A 14,529-nucleotide genomic window follows, 5' to 3' on the forward strand; every position below is an offset into this window, starting at 1 on the left:
AGATCGCAATCCATCAATTTCAGGGCGATACTTCATCCCCCCCCCTGTTGTTATTTTAGCGCTCGGCAATTGACGCTAATCCTTAAATCCTCATTTCATCAATAAACACACGACCTTAAATAGGCAACAATCAATCTTACTCCTTTCAAAAGAAACCCTGAAAGTTAGCATTCAACTTTCAGGGGAAGTTCATTAAAAAGAAATCTTTAAGAAAAATAACTTACAGCCAATCAGGCAAGCTGGCCGTGGCAATGTTTGTATTTTTTGCCCGAGCCACAAGGGCACGGCGCATTGCGCGAAACGCGTCCCCAGGTCGAGGGATCGTTGGCATCAACATCAACGCCACTGCCCTGACGGGACTGTACCGTTTCCTGCTGGCGTTCTTCCGCTGCCGTGGCAGCCGTTGCATCGCCTTCAGGGGCAGGATGGTTTTCCTGCATTTGCTGCTGGCGGCGCGGTTCCAGGTCTTCCGGGCGCGGGGCAGATTGCAATTCAACATGCGACAACATCTGCGTCACACGTTCACGCAACGTGCCCAGCATGCCTTCAAACAGGTTAAAGGCTTCGCGTTTAAATTCGTTCAGCGGGTCACGCTGACCATATGCGCGCAGGCCGATGCCCTGACGCAAATGGTCCAGTGCCAGAAGGTGGTCTTTCCATGACTGGTCCAGCAACTGTAACAGCAGGCTTTTTTCGACCTGGCGAATAATGTCGCTGCCGTAATTGGCGACCTTGGCGGCCATTTTCGAATCAACTGCCTTGGCGATGCGGTCGTGAACTTCCGCAGGATCAATGCCTTCTTCCTTGATCCAGTCGGCCACCGGCAAATCCAGACCAAACAAACGCAGGCATTCTTCATGCAGCGAGTCTGCTTCCCACTGTTCCGGGTAAATCTTTTCCGGGCAATGGCGGGCAACAATGCCTTCAATGACTTCGGCGCGCATTTCGGCAACGTCTTCGGCAACGTCTTTTGCCTGCATCAAATCGCGGCGTTGTTCGTAAATGACCTTACGCTGGTCATTCATCACATCGTCAAATTTCAACAGGTTCTTACGAATGTCGAAGTTGCGGCCTTCAACTTTCTGCTGTGCTTTTTCAAGGGCTTTGTTGATCCACGGATGATAGATCGCCTCGCCTTTTTCCAGCCCCAGTTTCTGCAGCATGCTGTCCATGCGCTCGGACCCGAAAATACGCATCAGGTCATCTTCCAGCGACAGGAAGAACTTCGATCCCCCCGGGTCACCTTGACGACCGGAACGACCGCGCAGCTGGTTATCAATCCGGCGCGATTCGTGGCGTTCGGTTGCAATCACAAACAAACCGCCCGCTTCCAGAACTTTTTTCTGATCCTCGATCACTTCCTGGCGAATCCGCTCGATGCCAGCTTCGCGTTCGGCATCGGGCACATCCGCCAGTTCCAGTTCGGCGCGCATTTCCACGTTACCGCCCAGTTTAATGTCGGTACCGCGACCGGCCATGTTGGTGGCAATGGTAATAGCACCCGGCGCACCGGCCTGTGCCACGATATAGGCTTCACGTTCGTGCTGCTTGGCGTTCAGAATTTCGTGGGGAATTTTACGCTTTTTCAAAAGCGCGCTCAGCATTTCCGATTTATCGATCGAAACGGTGCCGACCAGGCACGGTTGCTGACGGGCATGGGCTTCGACCAGCAAGTCGGCGATGGCATCCCATTTTTCTTCCGCGGTCCGATAAATTTCGTCGTCGAAATCCTTACGGGCAATCGGGCGATGGGTCGGAATTTCCACCACGCGCAGGCCGTAAATTTCTTCAAATTCTTCGGCTTCAGTCATGGCCGTACCGGTCATGCCTGCCAGTTTCGGATACAGACGGAAATAGTTCTGGAAGGTAATCGACGCCAAAGTCTGGTTTTCGTTCTGAACTTCAACCCGTTCCTTGGCTTCCAGTGCCTGATGCAGCCCGTCGGAATACCGGCGGCCTTCCATCATGCGGCCGGTAAATTCGTCAATAATCACAACCTTGCCATCCTTGACGATATAGTCGGTATCGCGCTGGAACAGCTTATGGGCGCGCAACGCCTGGTTGGTGTGATGGACCAGATGAATATTGGCGATGTCGTACAACGTGCCTTCGGTCAGAATGCCCATTTCACCTAGCAGTTGCTCGGCGTGTTCGGTGCCTTCTTCGGTCAGGGTAACGGCCCGGGCCTTTTCGTCTTTTTCGTAATCGGCTTCGACCAGTTTCGGGATCAGTTGATCCACCGCCATATACATCGCCGATCCGTCTTCGGCGGGGCCGGAAATGATCAGCGGGGTCCGGGCTTCGTCCACCAGAATCGAATCGACTTCATCGACGATGGCATAGTTGAATTCGCGCTGAACCATGTCTTCCAGACGGAATTTCATGTTATCGCGCAAATAGTCAAAGCCAAGTTCATTATTGGTGGCATAGGTGATGTCACACCGATAAGCCGCCCGGCGCTGGTCATCGGTCATGCCATGCATGATCACGCCGACCGTCATCCCCAGGAAGCCGTAAACCTGCCCCATCCATTCCGCATCGCGGCGGGCCAGATAGTCGTTGACCGTCACAACATGCACGCCCTTACCCGACAGGGCATTCAGGTAGACCGGCAAGGTCGATACCAGCGTTTTACCCTCACCGGTTTTCATCTCGGCGATTTTGCTGTCGTTAAGAACGATACCGCCAGTCAGCTGCACATCGTAATGGCGTTCGCCGCGCACACGTTTTGCGGCTTCGCGCACCGTGGCATAGGCATCGGGCAGAACCTGTTCTAGGGTCTCACCATTCGTCAGACGATCGCGCAGCCAGTCGGTCCGGGCGCGCAGTTCTTCGTCAGACAGTTTTTCGACCTCGGGTTCCAAGGCGTTGATTTGCTCGACCGTGGCCCGAAGGGCTTTGATTTCACGATCGTTAGCTGAACCGAAAATTTTCCGGGCAATGACGCCGAGCATTAAAACGTTCCTGGATAAAATGAAAATAACAAACAGACGGGTCACGGTACATACACCGGGCCCGATCACAGATAGAACCCTGACTTTGATCTGTCAACGGAACGAACCACTAAGATGTACGTAGAATACCCGCTTTCCTATCATTCCGTATAAATCTGGCTGTTTTTTGGTCCTTGAGATAGGCGTAAAAACACTTTATGATAAAACCTTAAGTTTTCAAAAGCGGGCAAGTAGCCCGAACATATCGCCCGATGCAGCAATTGTTGCACCATGATCAGGCGGTATTGTGCCTCAGGAGGAGGATACTATGGCGGACATATCCGCATTTGGCCCGCTACGTGGCGGCTCGGTACCCAGCACAGATGCCCGGTTAACCCAGGGCCATGGAACCGATTCAGAAGCAGGATCGCGCCTTGGCCGCCCGGCATCCCAGGCGGTTGACCGTCTTTCGCTATCCCCGCAAGCTGTTAGCGCCGCACAGGCCAGCGACAAACCTGCTGCCACCACCGCCAACCCGATGATTTCGGCTGACGGGCTGGGCTCGACAGCCCTGTCATCGGCGCTGGAACTGATTCGCGGCAGCATGACAGAAATGTTTGCCCTGTCTAGCATGAGCGACGATGAAGCCACCGCCGCCACACAGGCCCTGTTTGATGACATCACAAAAATGGCATTCGGGTCCGACAATTTTGATTTTTCTTTCAAGCAGGCCATTGCCAGCCATTCGCGCAGCGAAATTGCCTATAGCAATGGCAATGCATCGGCGGCGGGCTTTGCCGAGTCTGCCATGTTTGCCGCCCAGTCGCTCGATATCAGCATCGATAACACCACTGGCGATTTTTCCTTTAGCTATAACACCGCCAAACTTGAAGTTTCCCGCGTGGCGGTTTCGGCCGTTGGCAACAGCGCCGGTGCCGCCCTGGGCGCACTGGGCACCGCATTAAACGGTTTGGATGGTGCAAACCTGGTAAACAGCCTGGGTCAATCGGCCAATGCCGGTGATGGCGGGTTACTGTTTGATATTAACGGGTCCGGCGTTGCCGACTTCATTAAAGATTTGCTGGAGCGCACCACCGGGGATTCCAGTGCTGCGAACAAAACCGGTGATCAGGATACGACGGCAAACACAACCAATGGCACCGCCGCCGCCACACAGGCAGGCCCCAGTGCCGCCGACCTGGCCCTGAAACATGCAAGCGACCTTCAGGCACAACTGATGAAACAGGCCGCGGTAATCGTGCGCGATGTTCAGCAATTGATGCAACCGGACGAAAATGGCGTTGATAAACCGGTTACCAAACTGGGAATCGATTTGTTGTTGCCAATGGGCCGCGCAGGAAATGATGGCAATACGCCCACATTCCAGATGCCCGATGGTAACAAGCTGTCCATTACGCCAGCCGATGATGCAAACAGCGTAACGGCCTGAACCGCCTGTTTCTGAAACGCTGTCATCATGGAGGCAGCCGATGGTTTCCCTTAATCTGAACAATGCTGCACAAGGCCGGGCAAGTTCGCTGGTATCGCTACAACAAAACAGCGCCACTGCAAGTGCAACCGCCCTTCAGGTATCGGCAACACGCGGTCAGGCTTCGGCCAGTATTGTTCGTAATGCGGCACAATCGACAAGCGCGCGGCTTAACCTGTCAGCCACGGGCAACAGCAACAACACGCCCGGGGCAACGGCCACGCCGGGGGGTGATGCTGTTTCATCGCAAATTTCCAAATTGCTGCATTTGTCAGGCAGCGGCGGCGGTGAAGTAATTAATGATGCGTCGCGCCGAATGAACCGTGATGCCCTGATCGTGCTGGCGATGCTGGGTATTCCCCCGGCAAAAGCCCGCGAAATGGCCGCCCAGCTAACCGGCGCTGCCACGGCAGACAGCATTGGCAGCGAGGCAAATTTCAAATCCTCGCTGGCACAATCGGGACAGGCATCAAACGGGTTTTCGCTGGTGGCCAGCAGTGTTGAACTGCAATTCAGCCAGACCAGCTTGCAAGCCAGCAGCAGCAACGGCGGCAGTACCCGTATTTCGGTTAGCGATTTACAGGTCCGCGTTAGCCAAATTCGCATGGAGATTGGCAATGTCACCCAGCAGGACCCGTTAATTCTGGATCTGGATGGCAATGGCATCGACATTACCAGCCTGCGCGACGGCGCCGTTTTTGACCTTGATGGTAACGGCACGGCCACCCAGGCCGCCTGGGTTACCGGTAACGATGCGTTGCTGGCACTTGATAAAAACAAAAACGGTAAAATCGATGATGGCCGTGAATTGTTTGGCGACCAGAACGGTGCCACCGATGGATTTGCCGAACTGGCAACCTATGACGACAATAACGATGGCACCATCGATGCGCAGGACAAGGTATTTTCATCGCTGATTTTGCTACATGCCGACGGCTCACAATCCAGCTTGCAAGACGAAGGCATATCAAGCATTCGTCTTTCGGCAATTACGCCGCTATCGCAACGCCTGGTTGGTGGTACGCTTGCCGCAGAGGGGCAGTTTGAACGCGATGATGGCAGCATTGGCAAAGTTGGTGAAGTCCTGCTTGATATGGAAGCATAGACAAACCTGGCCTGTGTGATGCTGAACGACCACCACCTGTAACCTGAAATCGCCTGTGGTGGGTACAGCACGCGAGGCTTTCCTATCGATATGCTGCCATTTTTGGCATGGTCCGTTATCAATGCATCATCATCAATTAGCGTAGCCATGCCCCGCTGTCCTTCCTGCTCTGGACTGTTCCAGTTTCTACAGCCATGCGGTTTTCTGACGTCCGCCTCAGCGGATCACAGGGCCAAATTTGCACGCCATTAACACATCAATGGTGTTTTCCGGGTGCCAATTGGCACTGTCTCTCCCTTAAATTGCCGCATTATGGGGTTATTTACGGACTTCGGGATCGTTTCATTATCACTTTTGCGCCAGCCACCGGGAAAAAACCGTGACATTGGCGGGCTGCCTCTTGTGCCATGATAAAGGATATGATTTACCCGTTAGATAACAGGAACAGGGTCATCCGGCCCTTAATAAATAAATCTGGAGAAAACATGCTGCGTAAAACCCTTCTCGCTGCTTCACTGGCCACCGTCCTTTTTGCATCTCCGGCCATGGCGCAGGATTCTGCACCGGCCGAAGACAAGGTTCTGGCGACCGTAAACGGCGAAAAAATTATGGAATCCGAAGTGCGCGCTACGCAGCAGGGGCTTCCGGCACAGTATCGCCAGTATCCGTTTGAAGCCCTTAAGCCGATGCTTCTGGACCGCGAAATCAGCCAGCGTCTGTTGACCATGGCGGGTGAAAAAGCCGGCCTGAACGACGACGAAGAAGTCAAAGATCGCGTTGCCGCCATGAAGCGCCGCATCGTTGCTGAAACCTACCTTGACCGCGAAATTGCCAAGGTTGTGACTGAAGACGCGGTTAAAGCACGCTATGACGAATTCATTAAAACCAATGAACCGGAAAATCAGGTTCACGCCCGTCATATCCTGCTGAAAACCGAAGAAGACGCCAAAGCCGTAATCAAGGAACTTGATGGCGGTGCGGATTTTGCCGATCTGGCCAAAGAAAAATCAACCGGCCCGTCTGGCCCCACCGGGGGTGATCTGGGCTTTTTCAGCCATGACCAGATGGTACCGGAATTTGCGGATGCCGCGTTCAAAATGGAACCGGGCAGCTACAGCAAGGAACCGGTTAAAACCCAGTTTGGCTGGCACGTGATCAAGGTTGAAGAAACCAAAAAAGGCGAACAGCCCAGCTTTGAAGACAAACGTACCGAGCTGACCGCCGAACTGACCCAGGAAACCTACAAAAAGCTGGTTGCTGACCTGCGATCAGATGCTGAAGTAGACAACACCCTGGAAACCCCGGACGCCAAAGAAAGCAAATAAGCTGTTAATGGCACCACAAAGTGCCTTATCGGGCTTGATTGCCAAATGACCAGACGGGGTTGGCCCAACGGCCTGCCCCGTTTTTTTGCCTGTATCCTGCATATTATACCATATTTTGCATTCCCGGTTTCGCCCGGCCAGACAAGGGACATTAAACACATGGCTGCACATACCGTTTCGCCGCTTGCCCCGGCTGCTTTTCCCGAATTGCCCGAAATTGGCGGCCTGACGCTGCATACCGCAACCCTTGGCATTCGCTATAAGGGGCGCCCGGATGTTTTGCTGGCCGAACTGGCATCAGGCACCAGCGTTGCAGCTGTTTTTACCACATCAACCACGGCATCGGCCGCTGTACGCTGGGGCCGCGAAGCCCTGCGCGGCGGTACCGCACGGGCATTTCTGGTTAATGCGGGCAATTCCATTGCCTTTACCGGCAAGGCTGGCGAACAGTTTGTTGCCGATGAAGTTGCCGCAACCACCAAATTGTTGTCGTGCGAGAAAAACGAGGTTTTCACGGCGTCAACCGGTGTGATCGGTGAACCGGCCACTGCAAATCGCATTACCGATGCCCTGCCCGCAATGCTGGAAGCAAAGGCAAGCTGGTCGGATGCGGCACGCGCCATCATGACGACCGATACCTTTGCCAAGGGGGCCGCAGCCACCAGCGAAATTGGCGGCACACCGGTTAAAATTGCCGGGATCGCAAAAGGTTCGGGCATGATCGAGCCGAACATGGCGACCATGCTGGCCTTTGTTTTTACCGATGCCAAAATTCCGCATGCAACCTTGCAGGCCATGCTGGCCGATTGTAACGGCCGCAGCTTTAACGCCATCACGGTCGATAGCGATACATCGACATCCGATACCCTGCTATGCGCAGCAACAGGGGCCGCTGGCAACGCCGAATTTGACGATGCCAACGGGGCCGACCTGGCCGGGTTTAAAACCGCCCTTGAAGCTGTTCTGGTTGACCTTGCCCATCAAATCGTGCGCGACGGCGAAGGCGCCAGCAAGTTTATCACGGTGAATGTCACATCAGCCCTTAATGATACCGAGGCCAAAACCGCAGCAAAGGCGATTGCCAATTCACCCCTGGTGAAAACCGCCATTGCCGGTGAAGATGCCAACTGGGGCCGGATTGTGATGGCTGTTGGCAAATGTGGCGTGATGGCCGATCCCAACAAACTGACCGTTTCCATTGGCGGCATTCCCCTTGCACATAAGGGCGAACGGGTTGCCGATTTTGACGAGGCCCCGGTAACCGCCCACATCAAGGGTCAGTATATCGACATTGATGTTGATCTGGGTTTTGGCAACGGATCGGCAACCGTCTGGACCTGCGATTTGACCCACGGCTATATTTCCATCAATGCCGATTACAGAAGCTAAAGCCCGATAACCCGGGCTGCTGCCGGCTGAATGACGTACACAAAGGCGGTGCATGTGTTTCACAGCACCGCCTTTGTTATATGCAAAGCATAATATTCATCTTGCCAAAGGAAACGGGCAATTCTGCGTCAGGGTCAGGCTTTATCCAGTGACTTTCCCATAACAGGTGTCAGTGCCGCCTGCATGTTGCACCCTTCAAAATCAGCCCCGTCAACATCGCATGATTTAAAGGTCGCCCCGGAAACATTTGCCCCATTCAACAGGGTGTTTCGCAGCCGCACTTCGGCAAATTTTACATTGCGCAAATCGCACTGAAGCAAGCTGGCATCGCTTAAATCCGCCTTCCAGCTTTCGCCGGTAGCACTTCCGGTGGCATCGCGCTGGGCAACGGGCCCCATATGCACGCCCATCAACACAGCACGATCCAGCTTCGCCCCCATCATGCGAATCCCCGAACAATGTGCCCCGGTAAATTTCGCCCCTTCAAGGTTGGCATTACGAAAAGATGCCAAAATAAGCACTGCATCCATAAACTTTGTTTCACGCAACGTGCAATTATCAAAACAGGCTCCGGTCAGATCACTGCCCGATAAATCAATGCCTGATAAATCCTCGCCCGCTACATTTAACGGGCTTCCGGTTTGCCCTTCGCTGCTAATCCAGGCGGCATGCCGATCAATACGTTCCTGGATGGAATCGGGCAATTTGGGGCCTCTTTTAACGCCAATGGCCCCACTGGTGTTGCAGCGACTTAAATCTACCTGCGACAAATCGACATTGCGCAGGTTAACCCCGCTTAAATCGGCACCGGTAAGGTCGGTATATTTAAGGCGCGCGCCTTTCAGGTTCGCATTCTTTAACTTGGCCCCGGTCAGGCGACACCCGCTCAGGTCTGCGCCCTCCAGATTAACGGCAAACATGTTGGCTTCGCTCATATCAACATTGTGCAGTTTGGTACCGCTCATGTTGGTATTTGCCAGGTTGGCACCCCACATCTTGGCCCCCGACAAATCAGCACCGCTCAGGTCACTACGACGGCTGACAGACTTTTCGTGCCCGGCATCAAGGATAATAATCGATCCTGCCCGAAGGTCGGCCTCGGTAAAGTCGGTGTCGCATAACCGGCAACGCGCCATATTAACGCCGCGCATATCGGCACGGTTAAAAAACGACCCTTCCAGGTCAGCCTCGACAAAATTACTGGCAAAAAGATCGGCGAAATCAAACCGGACATCATGCATTACAGCCTGAATAAAGTTGGTTCCCGGCAACACGGCATCAGCCAGCGTTATGCGTCGCACCTTAAGGCGCGACAAATTGGCATTGCGCACTTGCAACCGCTTACCGCCCGGTTTTCGCGCGACAAACGCCTGATGAAGACGAATGGCTTCATATAGCTCCTCGCGCGTTGTCACCAATATTCCCCCCGCACCACAAAAAACCGGTTTTTATTTTTTTAACGCATTGTATCGCCGCGCTCCGGGCACTGGCACTTGTGCTGCAATGCCCCTTTTTAACCTTCATAAAACTATACAATAGAATTAATTTTCGACAATGTTAAAGGAAGGTTAACACGGCTTCGCCGAGCACTCTTTTTCCAACGCGCACACGAACCCTCTGGTTAAGGCTTCATCTTTTTATCCCCCCTGCCGGTTTCATCCTTTACACATGCCTTAAATCCCAACCGGGGATTATAAAGTTAAAGGTAAATACACCCAAAACGTGAAACCTGGCGTATAATCGGGAAAACAGTATTTCGTATGTCTTCGCCTTTATATTCGTGTGCCGAACCCCCAAATAAAACTGACAAGGTGCTTTGCTCGGCAGGGATTTTTAATGAATGAAGTTCTGTTCGTCGATGATGACGAAAACATACTCAATGGGCTTCGACGCCGTTTGCACGCAAAACGGCCCAAATGGCGTACCCATTTTGCCACCAGCGGCAAAATGGCATTGGAACTTTGCGAAGCCACAAGCATGGATGTTGTCGTAAGCGACATGCGGATGCCGGGCATGGATGGATCTTCTTTGCTGGAAAAAATCCGTCTGGCCCATCCCGAAAGCACGCGCATCATTCTGTCCGGCTTTGCCGAAGACGAAGCCATTTTGCGCACCGTCGGCCCGGCCCATCAATATCTGGCAAAACCGTGCGAAGAAAGTTTGCTGATTGATACCATTGAAAATGCGCTGGAACTCAAAGACACGCTGCAACGCCCGGCCCTGCGCGCCCTGATGTCAGGAATTGATGCAATTGCCTCCCCGCCCGATACCTATATGCGCCTGGTCAAGGCGCTGGAAGACCCGTTGACAGGAAATGACCGCATCGTCGCCATTGTATCGGCCGACATCGCCCTGACAGCCGAAGTCCTGAAACTGACCAATTCGGCCTATTTTGCCATTACGCAAAAAATCAGTTCCGTGTCCCATGCCGTGCGGATGATCGGCATGGATACCCTGAAATCACTGGCCCTGTTTGTTGGACTGTTTCAGGGGTTCAAAGGCCCGTCACACGTGACCCGGCGGCTGTATCTGTTATGTCATCGCAGCCAGCAAATTGGCATTACTGCAGCCCTGATCGCCGAGGCCGAAAATCTGGGCAAACAAATTTCCATGATGGTGCCCTCGGCAGGCATGCTTAGCCATATCGGAAGTCTGGTTTTATTGATGAACCGAACCGAAGAAATGGAAGACGTGATGGCACGTGTTGACACAAAAAACATCTCGATCATTGCGGCCGAGGAAGAAGTATTTGGTGCGGCCCACCCTGAAATCGGGGCCTATTTGCTAGGGTTGTGGGGCTTCCCCGGGCCGCTTGTCCAGGCTGTCGCCTTTCACCATCGCCCGGCCGACGTACCCGAACGGGCAATGACACCGCTTTCGGCGCTTTATTTTGCGCAAATGCTGTGCCGTGACATAAATAACGACAAAAGAACCAAGCCTTACGCCGATCAAATCGACATGACCTATCTGGAGGAACTTGGCAAAACCGACCGGCTTGAAACCTGGCGACAAATCGCCATCAAGGTAAATGACCAATATAAAACCCTGACCAGGTAATCCATCAAGGAGGGTGTAATGGAAACGAACAAGGTTCTTTTTGTCGATGATGATGAAAATTTGCTGCGCGGTGTTCGTCGCACCATGCGGGGAAAATTCGATTTGTCGATTGCGGTTGGTGGTGCACAGGCACTTGAAATCCTGGCCGAGGAAGGCCCGTTTGCCGTCTGCATCGCCGATATGCGAATGCCCGGCATGACCGGGGTTGAACTGCTTGAAACCGTTGCAAAAAAGTACCCGGAAACCGTCGGCATCATGCTGACCGGCAATGCTGACCAGGCAACAGCCATTGATGCCATTAACCGGGGCAGCATTTTTCGTTTTTTCAACAAACCCTGCGATGATGAAATTCTTGAAGCCGGCATTCGTGCCGCCCTGCGCCAGCACCAGTTAATAACCGCCGAGCGCAACCTGATCGAACAGTCGCTGGCGGGCAGCATCAAGGTCCTGACCGACGTTCTGGCGCAACTTAACCCCACCATTTTCGGTCGCGCCATGCGGGTAAAAACCTGGTGCGACAAGATTGCGGGCGACATTCAATATCCGCAACCCTGGGAACTGGGGCTGGCTGCCTTGCTGTGCCCGATTGGCATGGTATCACTCCCACCCGATTTGCTAAGCCGGATGTCGGGTGACAAACCATTACAACCCCTTGAACGCGATATTGTCAAACGCACCCCCGAGGTTGCTGCCAAACTGGTTGGCAATATTCCGCGTCTCGAACATGTTGCCGAAATCGTTAGCATGCAGAACCGCAATTACGACGGTACCGGCTTCCCCGACAAGGGGCCGGTGGGGGAAAATATTCCGCTGGGCGCACGGGTATTGCGCATTTTAAACCATCTGGCCGAACGCGCCCGTGGTGATGCCCCCCTGCCCCAGGATTTTGACGAATTACTGTATCACAAGGAACGCTATGACCTGGACCTGCTGGCGCGTTTGCGGTCACTGCTGGCGGTTGTTGATGATGTCTATGACGAAACCGTTTATCCCGATGGTCAGGAACTTGCGATCAATATCAAGGAATTGCGGGTTGGCGATTATCTGTTAACCGACCTTGAAACCATGGAAGACCGGGTTTTACTGACCCATGGAAATTTCATTTCCGAGGTACAGCTGCAACGGCTTAGAATATTTGAACGGCTCCACAAGTTTCGCGAACCCATTGAAGTCCGCCGTGGCGGGCAATCATTAAAGCGGGGCCGGGCCGTAACATCTTCACCGGCATCTGACAAAGCCGCTGCGAACGCTCCTGCGACATCGTCCCCGCCGCAAGAACCAAAGGCCTGACATTATGAGTGTTTCCGCCGTGCCAAAAGAAACCGCCTTTGACCCGTCCACCAGAGAAACCGTAATTCTTAGCCCCAACGACAAGGCCGATTTTGACCTGATCGCTGCGGTGCGCGAACTGGGCCTGCCCGACGAAATGGCAGCGCGCGTTGAAATGCTGATCGAGGCGCAAAAAAAACGCCACCGGGAATCCTCGCAACGCCTGCAAACCATTCTTGATAGCGTTGTTGAAGGTATTTTGATTGTCGACAGGGTTGGCCGCATTCAGGACTGCAACAAATCGGCATGTGTTCTGTTGCGATCCGACCGGGAGGATCTGACAGAATCAGGCGCGGACGAAATGTTTATCGACCGCAAAAACACCGTGCGTCACAAATTGCTTAATCGCTGCATTAATATCAGCAGCGGCATTTTGCGCTATGACTATACCGAAACCATGGGCCAGCGGCGCGACGGCGACAGTTTTCCGATGGAAGTTATCGTCAGCCCCGCGCATTTCATGGGTGAAAACAGCTTTTTATACATTTTTCGCGATATCACCCGACGCAAAAAAGCCGAAGAATCACAAAAGAAGCTGGAAGGCGAACTGCGCGAAGCCTTAAAACTTGAAGCAATTGGCCATCTTGCCGGGGGCATTGCCCACGAGATTAACACACCCAGCCAATATATTCGCGACAACCTGAAATTCCTCAATGACGGATACGGGTCGTTGTCGCGGTTGTTGGGGACCGCCCTTCAAACATTATGGAAACACCGTGACAGCCTGCCCGAAGGCACCTTTCGCGAGTTTTCCAAACAAATGCGCGATGCCGATCTGGAATTTTTGCTAGATGAAATCCCCCATGCCACCCAGCAATCGCTGGACGGGATTAATCAAGTGGCACGCATCGTACTGTCGATGAAGGAATTTTCCCATCCCGGCAGCAGCGAAAAGACCGCAACCGACATCAACCGGATTCTGTCCAACGTTATTGTGATTTCGCGTAACGAGTGGAAACACAGCGCCGAACTGACCGAGGAACTGGACCCGGAACTGCCGCATATTCCTTGTTTTATCAATGAAATAAATCAGGTGTTTCTGAACCTGATTGTCAATGCGGCCCAGGCGATTGAATCATCAGGGCGCAGCGTGGAAGAAGGCCATATTCATATCAAAACCACAGCCCTTGATGATCAGATTCTGGTCAGCATTACCGATAATGATTCGGGCATTGCCAAGGAAAACAGATCGAAAATCTTTAATCCGTTTTTCACCACCAAAGAGGTTGGCAAAGGAACGGGCCAGGGCTTGGCAATTACGCACGATATTGTGCAGGTCAAACATGGCGGTCGGATCTGGTTTGAAACTGAAATCGGAAAAGGCACCACATTTCATGTTTTGTTACCGGGCGAAGATCGCACTGGTACGGGGAACGCCCCTAACAGCTAACCAAGGCAGGTTACGCGCCCTAACGCGGGGCAAACAAAATGACCATTGCCCCGGCCACACACATACCAGCCCCGACCATATCCCAGCGGTCAGGGCGCATTCCTTCGACCAGCCATAACCATAGCAGCGATACCGCGATATAAACCCCGCCATAGGCCGCAAACGCCCGCCCGGCAAATGCGGTATCAACGCGGGTCAGCACAACCGCAAAAATCACCAGGGCAATCATTCCCGGGGCAGTCCACCACGGCGATTTATCGTTTCGCAACCACGCCCAAAATGCATAACATCCGGCTATTTCGGCAGTCGCGGCAGCGATATAAAACAACAGTGACACAACAGCCTCTTCACGCCCTGATATTTCGAAATACCGAAAACGGGGTACCACAGCACCATCAATGCCACGTCATTTGCCTTACGCGACATCGATCATTGCAGGACACCTGGCTAACAGCCCCAAATATTACGGTTTGTCCCCGCGTTAGCGGCGATGGTAGCGGCAAGAATACCAA

General features: G+C 53.3%; 10 protein-coding genes. 7 read left to right on the forward strand and 3 right to left on the reverse strand.

The window, feature by feature from the left end:
* Positions 1–230: 230 nt before the first annotated feature.
* Positions 231–2,954 carry a preprotein translocase subunit SecA gene (secA, locus tag THS27_RS22115; RefSeq protein ID WP_085594573.1) on the reverse strand — a complete coding sequence of 908 codons (2,724 nt, stop codon included), beginning with the start codon at positions 2,952–2,954 and terminating at the stop codon, positions 231–233.
* Positions 2,955–3,261: 307 nt separating this feature from the next.
* Here secA and THS27_RS22120 point away from each other — a divergent pair, with 307 nt between their 5' ends.
* The 4 genes from THS27_RS22120 (at position 3,262) to argJ (ending at position 8,241) form a co-directional block, all read left to right on the forward strand.
* Entirely contained in the window at positions 3,262–4,383 is a 1,122-nt protein-coding gene (locus THS27_RS22120; protein WP_085594575.1) for a hypothetical protein, read from the forward strand.
* Positions 4,384–4,423: 40 nt separating this feature from the next.
* A complete protein-coding gene (locus tag THS27_RS22125) occupies positions 4,424–5,527 on the forward strand; it encodes a hypothetical protein (RefSeq protein WP_085594577.1) in 1,104 nt (367 codons plus the stop codon).
* A 485-nt stretch (positions 5,528–6,012) separates the two neighbouring features.
* Positions 6,013–6,852 (forward strand): peptidylprolyl isomerase, encoded by an 840-nt coding sequence (locus THS27_RS22130; protein ID WP_085594579.1) that lies wholly within the window; start codon positions 6,013–6,015, stop codon positions 6,850–6,852.
* Positions 6,853–7,011: 159 nt separating this feature from the next.
* Entirely contained in the window at positions 7,012–8,241 is a 1,230-nt protein-coding gene (gene argJ / locus THS27_RS22135; RefSeq protein ID WP_085594611.1) for a bifunctional glutamate N-acetyltransferase/amino-acid acetyltransferase ArgJ, read from the forward strand.
* Between the two features lie 134 nt (positions 8,242–8,375).
* Here argJ and THS27_RS22140 read toward each other — a convergent pair whose 3' ends face one another.
* Complete coding sequence (locus THS27_RS22140; RefSeq protein ID WP_085594613.1) at positions 8,376–9,656, reverse strand: pentapeptide repeat-containing protein; 1,281 nt, start codon at positions 9,654–9,656, stop codon at positions 8,376–8,378.
* A gap of 421 nt (positions 9,657–10,077) precedes the next feature.
* Here THS27_RS22140 and THS27_RS22145 point away from each other — a divergent pair, with 421 nt between their 5' ends.
* Genes THS27_RS22145 through THS27_RS22155 form a run of 3 tightly spaced genes read left to right on the forward strand, consistent with a single transcriptional unit; the run spans position 10,078 to position 14,017 of the window.
* A complete protein-coding gene (locus tag THS27_RS22145; RefSeq protein WP_085594581.1) occupies positions 10,078–11,298 on the forward strand; it encodes a response regulator in 1,221 nt (406 codons plus the stop codon).
* Between the two features lie 18 nt (positions 11,299–11,316).
* Positions 11,317–12,588, forward strand: a complete 1,272-nt coding sequence (locus THS27_RS22150; protein ID WP_085594583.1) for an HD domain-containing phosphohydrolase — start codon at positions 11,317–11,319, stop codon at positions 12,586–12,588.
* 4 nt (positions 12,589–12,592) lie between these two features.
* Positions 12,593–14,017 carry a nitrogen regulation protein NR(II) gene (locus THS27_RS22155; protein ID WP_085594585.1) on the forward strand — a complete coding sequence of 475 codons (1,425 nt, stop codon included), beginning with the start codon at positions 12,593–12,595 and terminating at the stop codon, positions 14,015–14,017.
* Between the two features lie 19 nt (positions 14,018–14,036).
* Here the strand turns inward: THS27_RS22155 and THS27_RS22160 are convergent, their stop codons facing one another.
* A complete protein-coding gene (locus THS27_RS22160) occupies positions 14,037–14,354 on the reverse strand; it encodes a YnfA family protein (protein ID WP_085594614.1) in 318 nt (105 codons plus the stop codon).
* Positions 14,355–14,529: the final 175 nt, after the last annotated feature.

It is taken from the genome of Thalassospira sp. MCCC 1A01428 (assembly GCF_002115825.1).
Taxonomy (GTDB): Bacteria; Pseudomonadota; Alphaproteobacteria; order Rhodospirillales; family Thalassospiraceae; genus Thalassospira.

Excerpts from the sequence above, each read along its gene's own strand:
- THS27_RS22125 (WP_085594577.1), top strand. The coding sequence starts at position 4,424 with ATGGTTTCCCTTAATCTGAACAATGCTGCACAAGGCCGGGCAAGTTCG.
- THS27_RS22155 (WP_085594585.1), top strand. The coding sequence starts at position 12,593 with ATGAGTGTTTCCGCCGTGCCAAAAGAAACCGCCTTTGACCCGTCCACC.
- argJ (WP_085594611.1), top strand. The coding sequence starts at position 7,012 with ATGGCTGCACATACCGTTTCGCCGCTTGCCCCGGCTGCTTTTCCCGAA.
- THS27_RS22145 (WP_085594581.1), top strand. The coding sequence starts at position 10,078 with ATGAATGAAGTTCTGTTCGTCGATGATGACGAAAACATACTCAATGGG.
- THS27_RS22130 (WP_085594579.1), top strand. The coding sequence starts at position 6,013 with ATGCTGCGTAAAACCCTTCTCGCTGCTTCACTGGCCACCGTCCTTTTT.
- THS27_RS22150 (WP_085594583.1), top strand. The coding sequence starts at position 11,317 with ATGGAAACGAACAAGGTTCTTTTTGTCGATGATGATGAAAATTTGCTG.
- secA (WP_085594573.1), bottom strand. The coding sequence starts at position 2,954 with ATGCTCGGCGTCATTGCCCGGAAAATTTTCGGTTCAGCTAACGATCGT.
- THS27_RS22120 (WP_085594575.1), top strand. The coding sequence starts at position 3,262 with ATGGCGGACATATCCGCATTTGGCCCGCTACGTGGCGGCTCGGTACCC.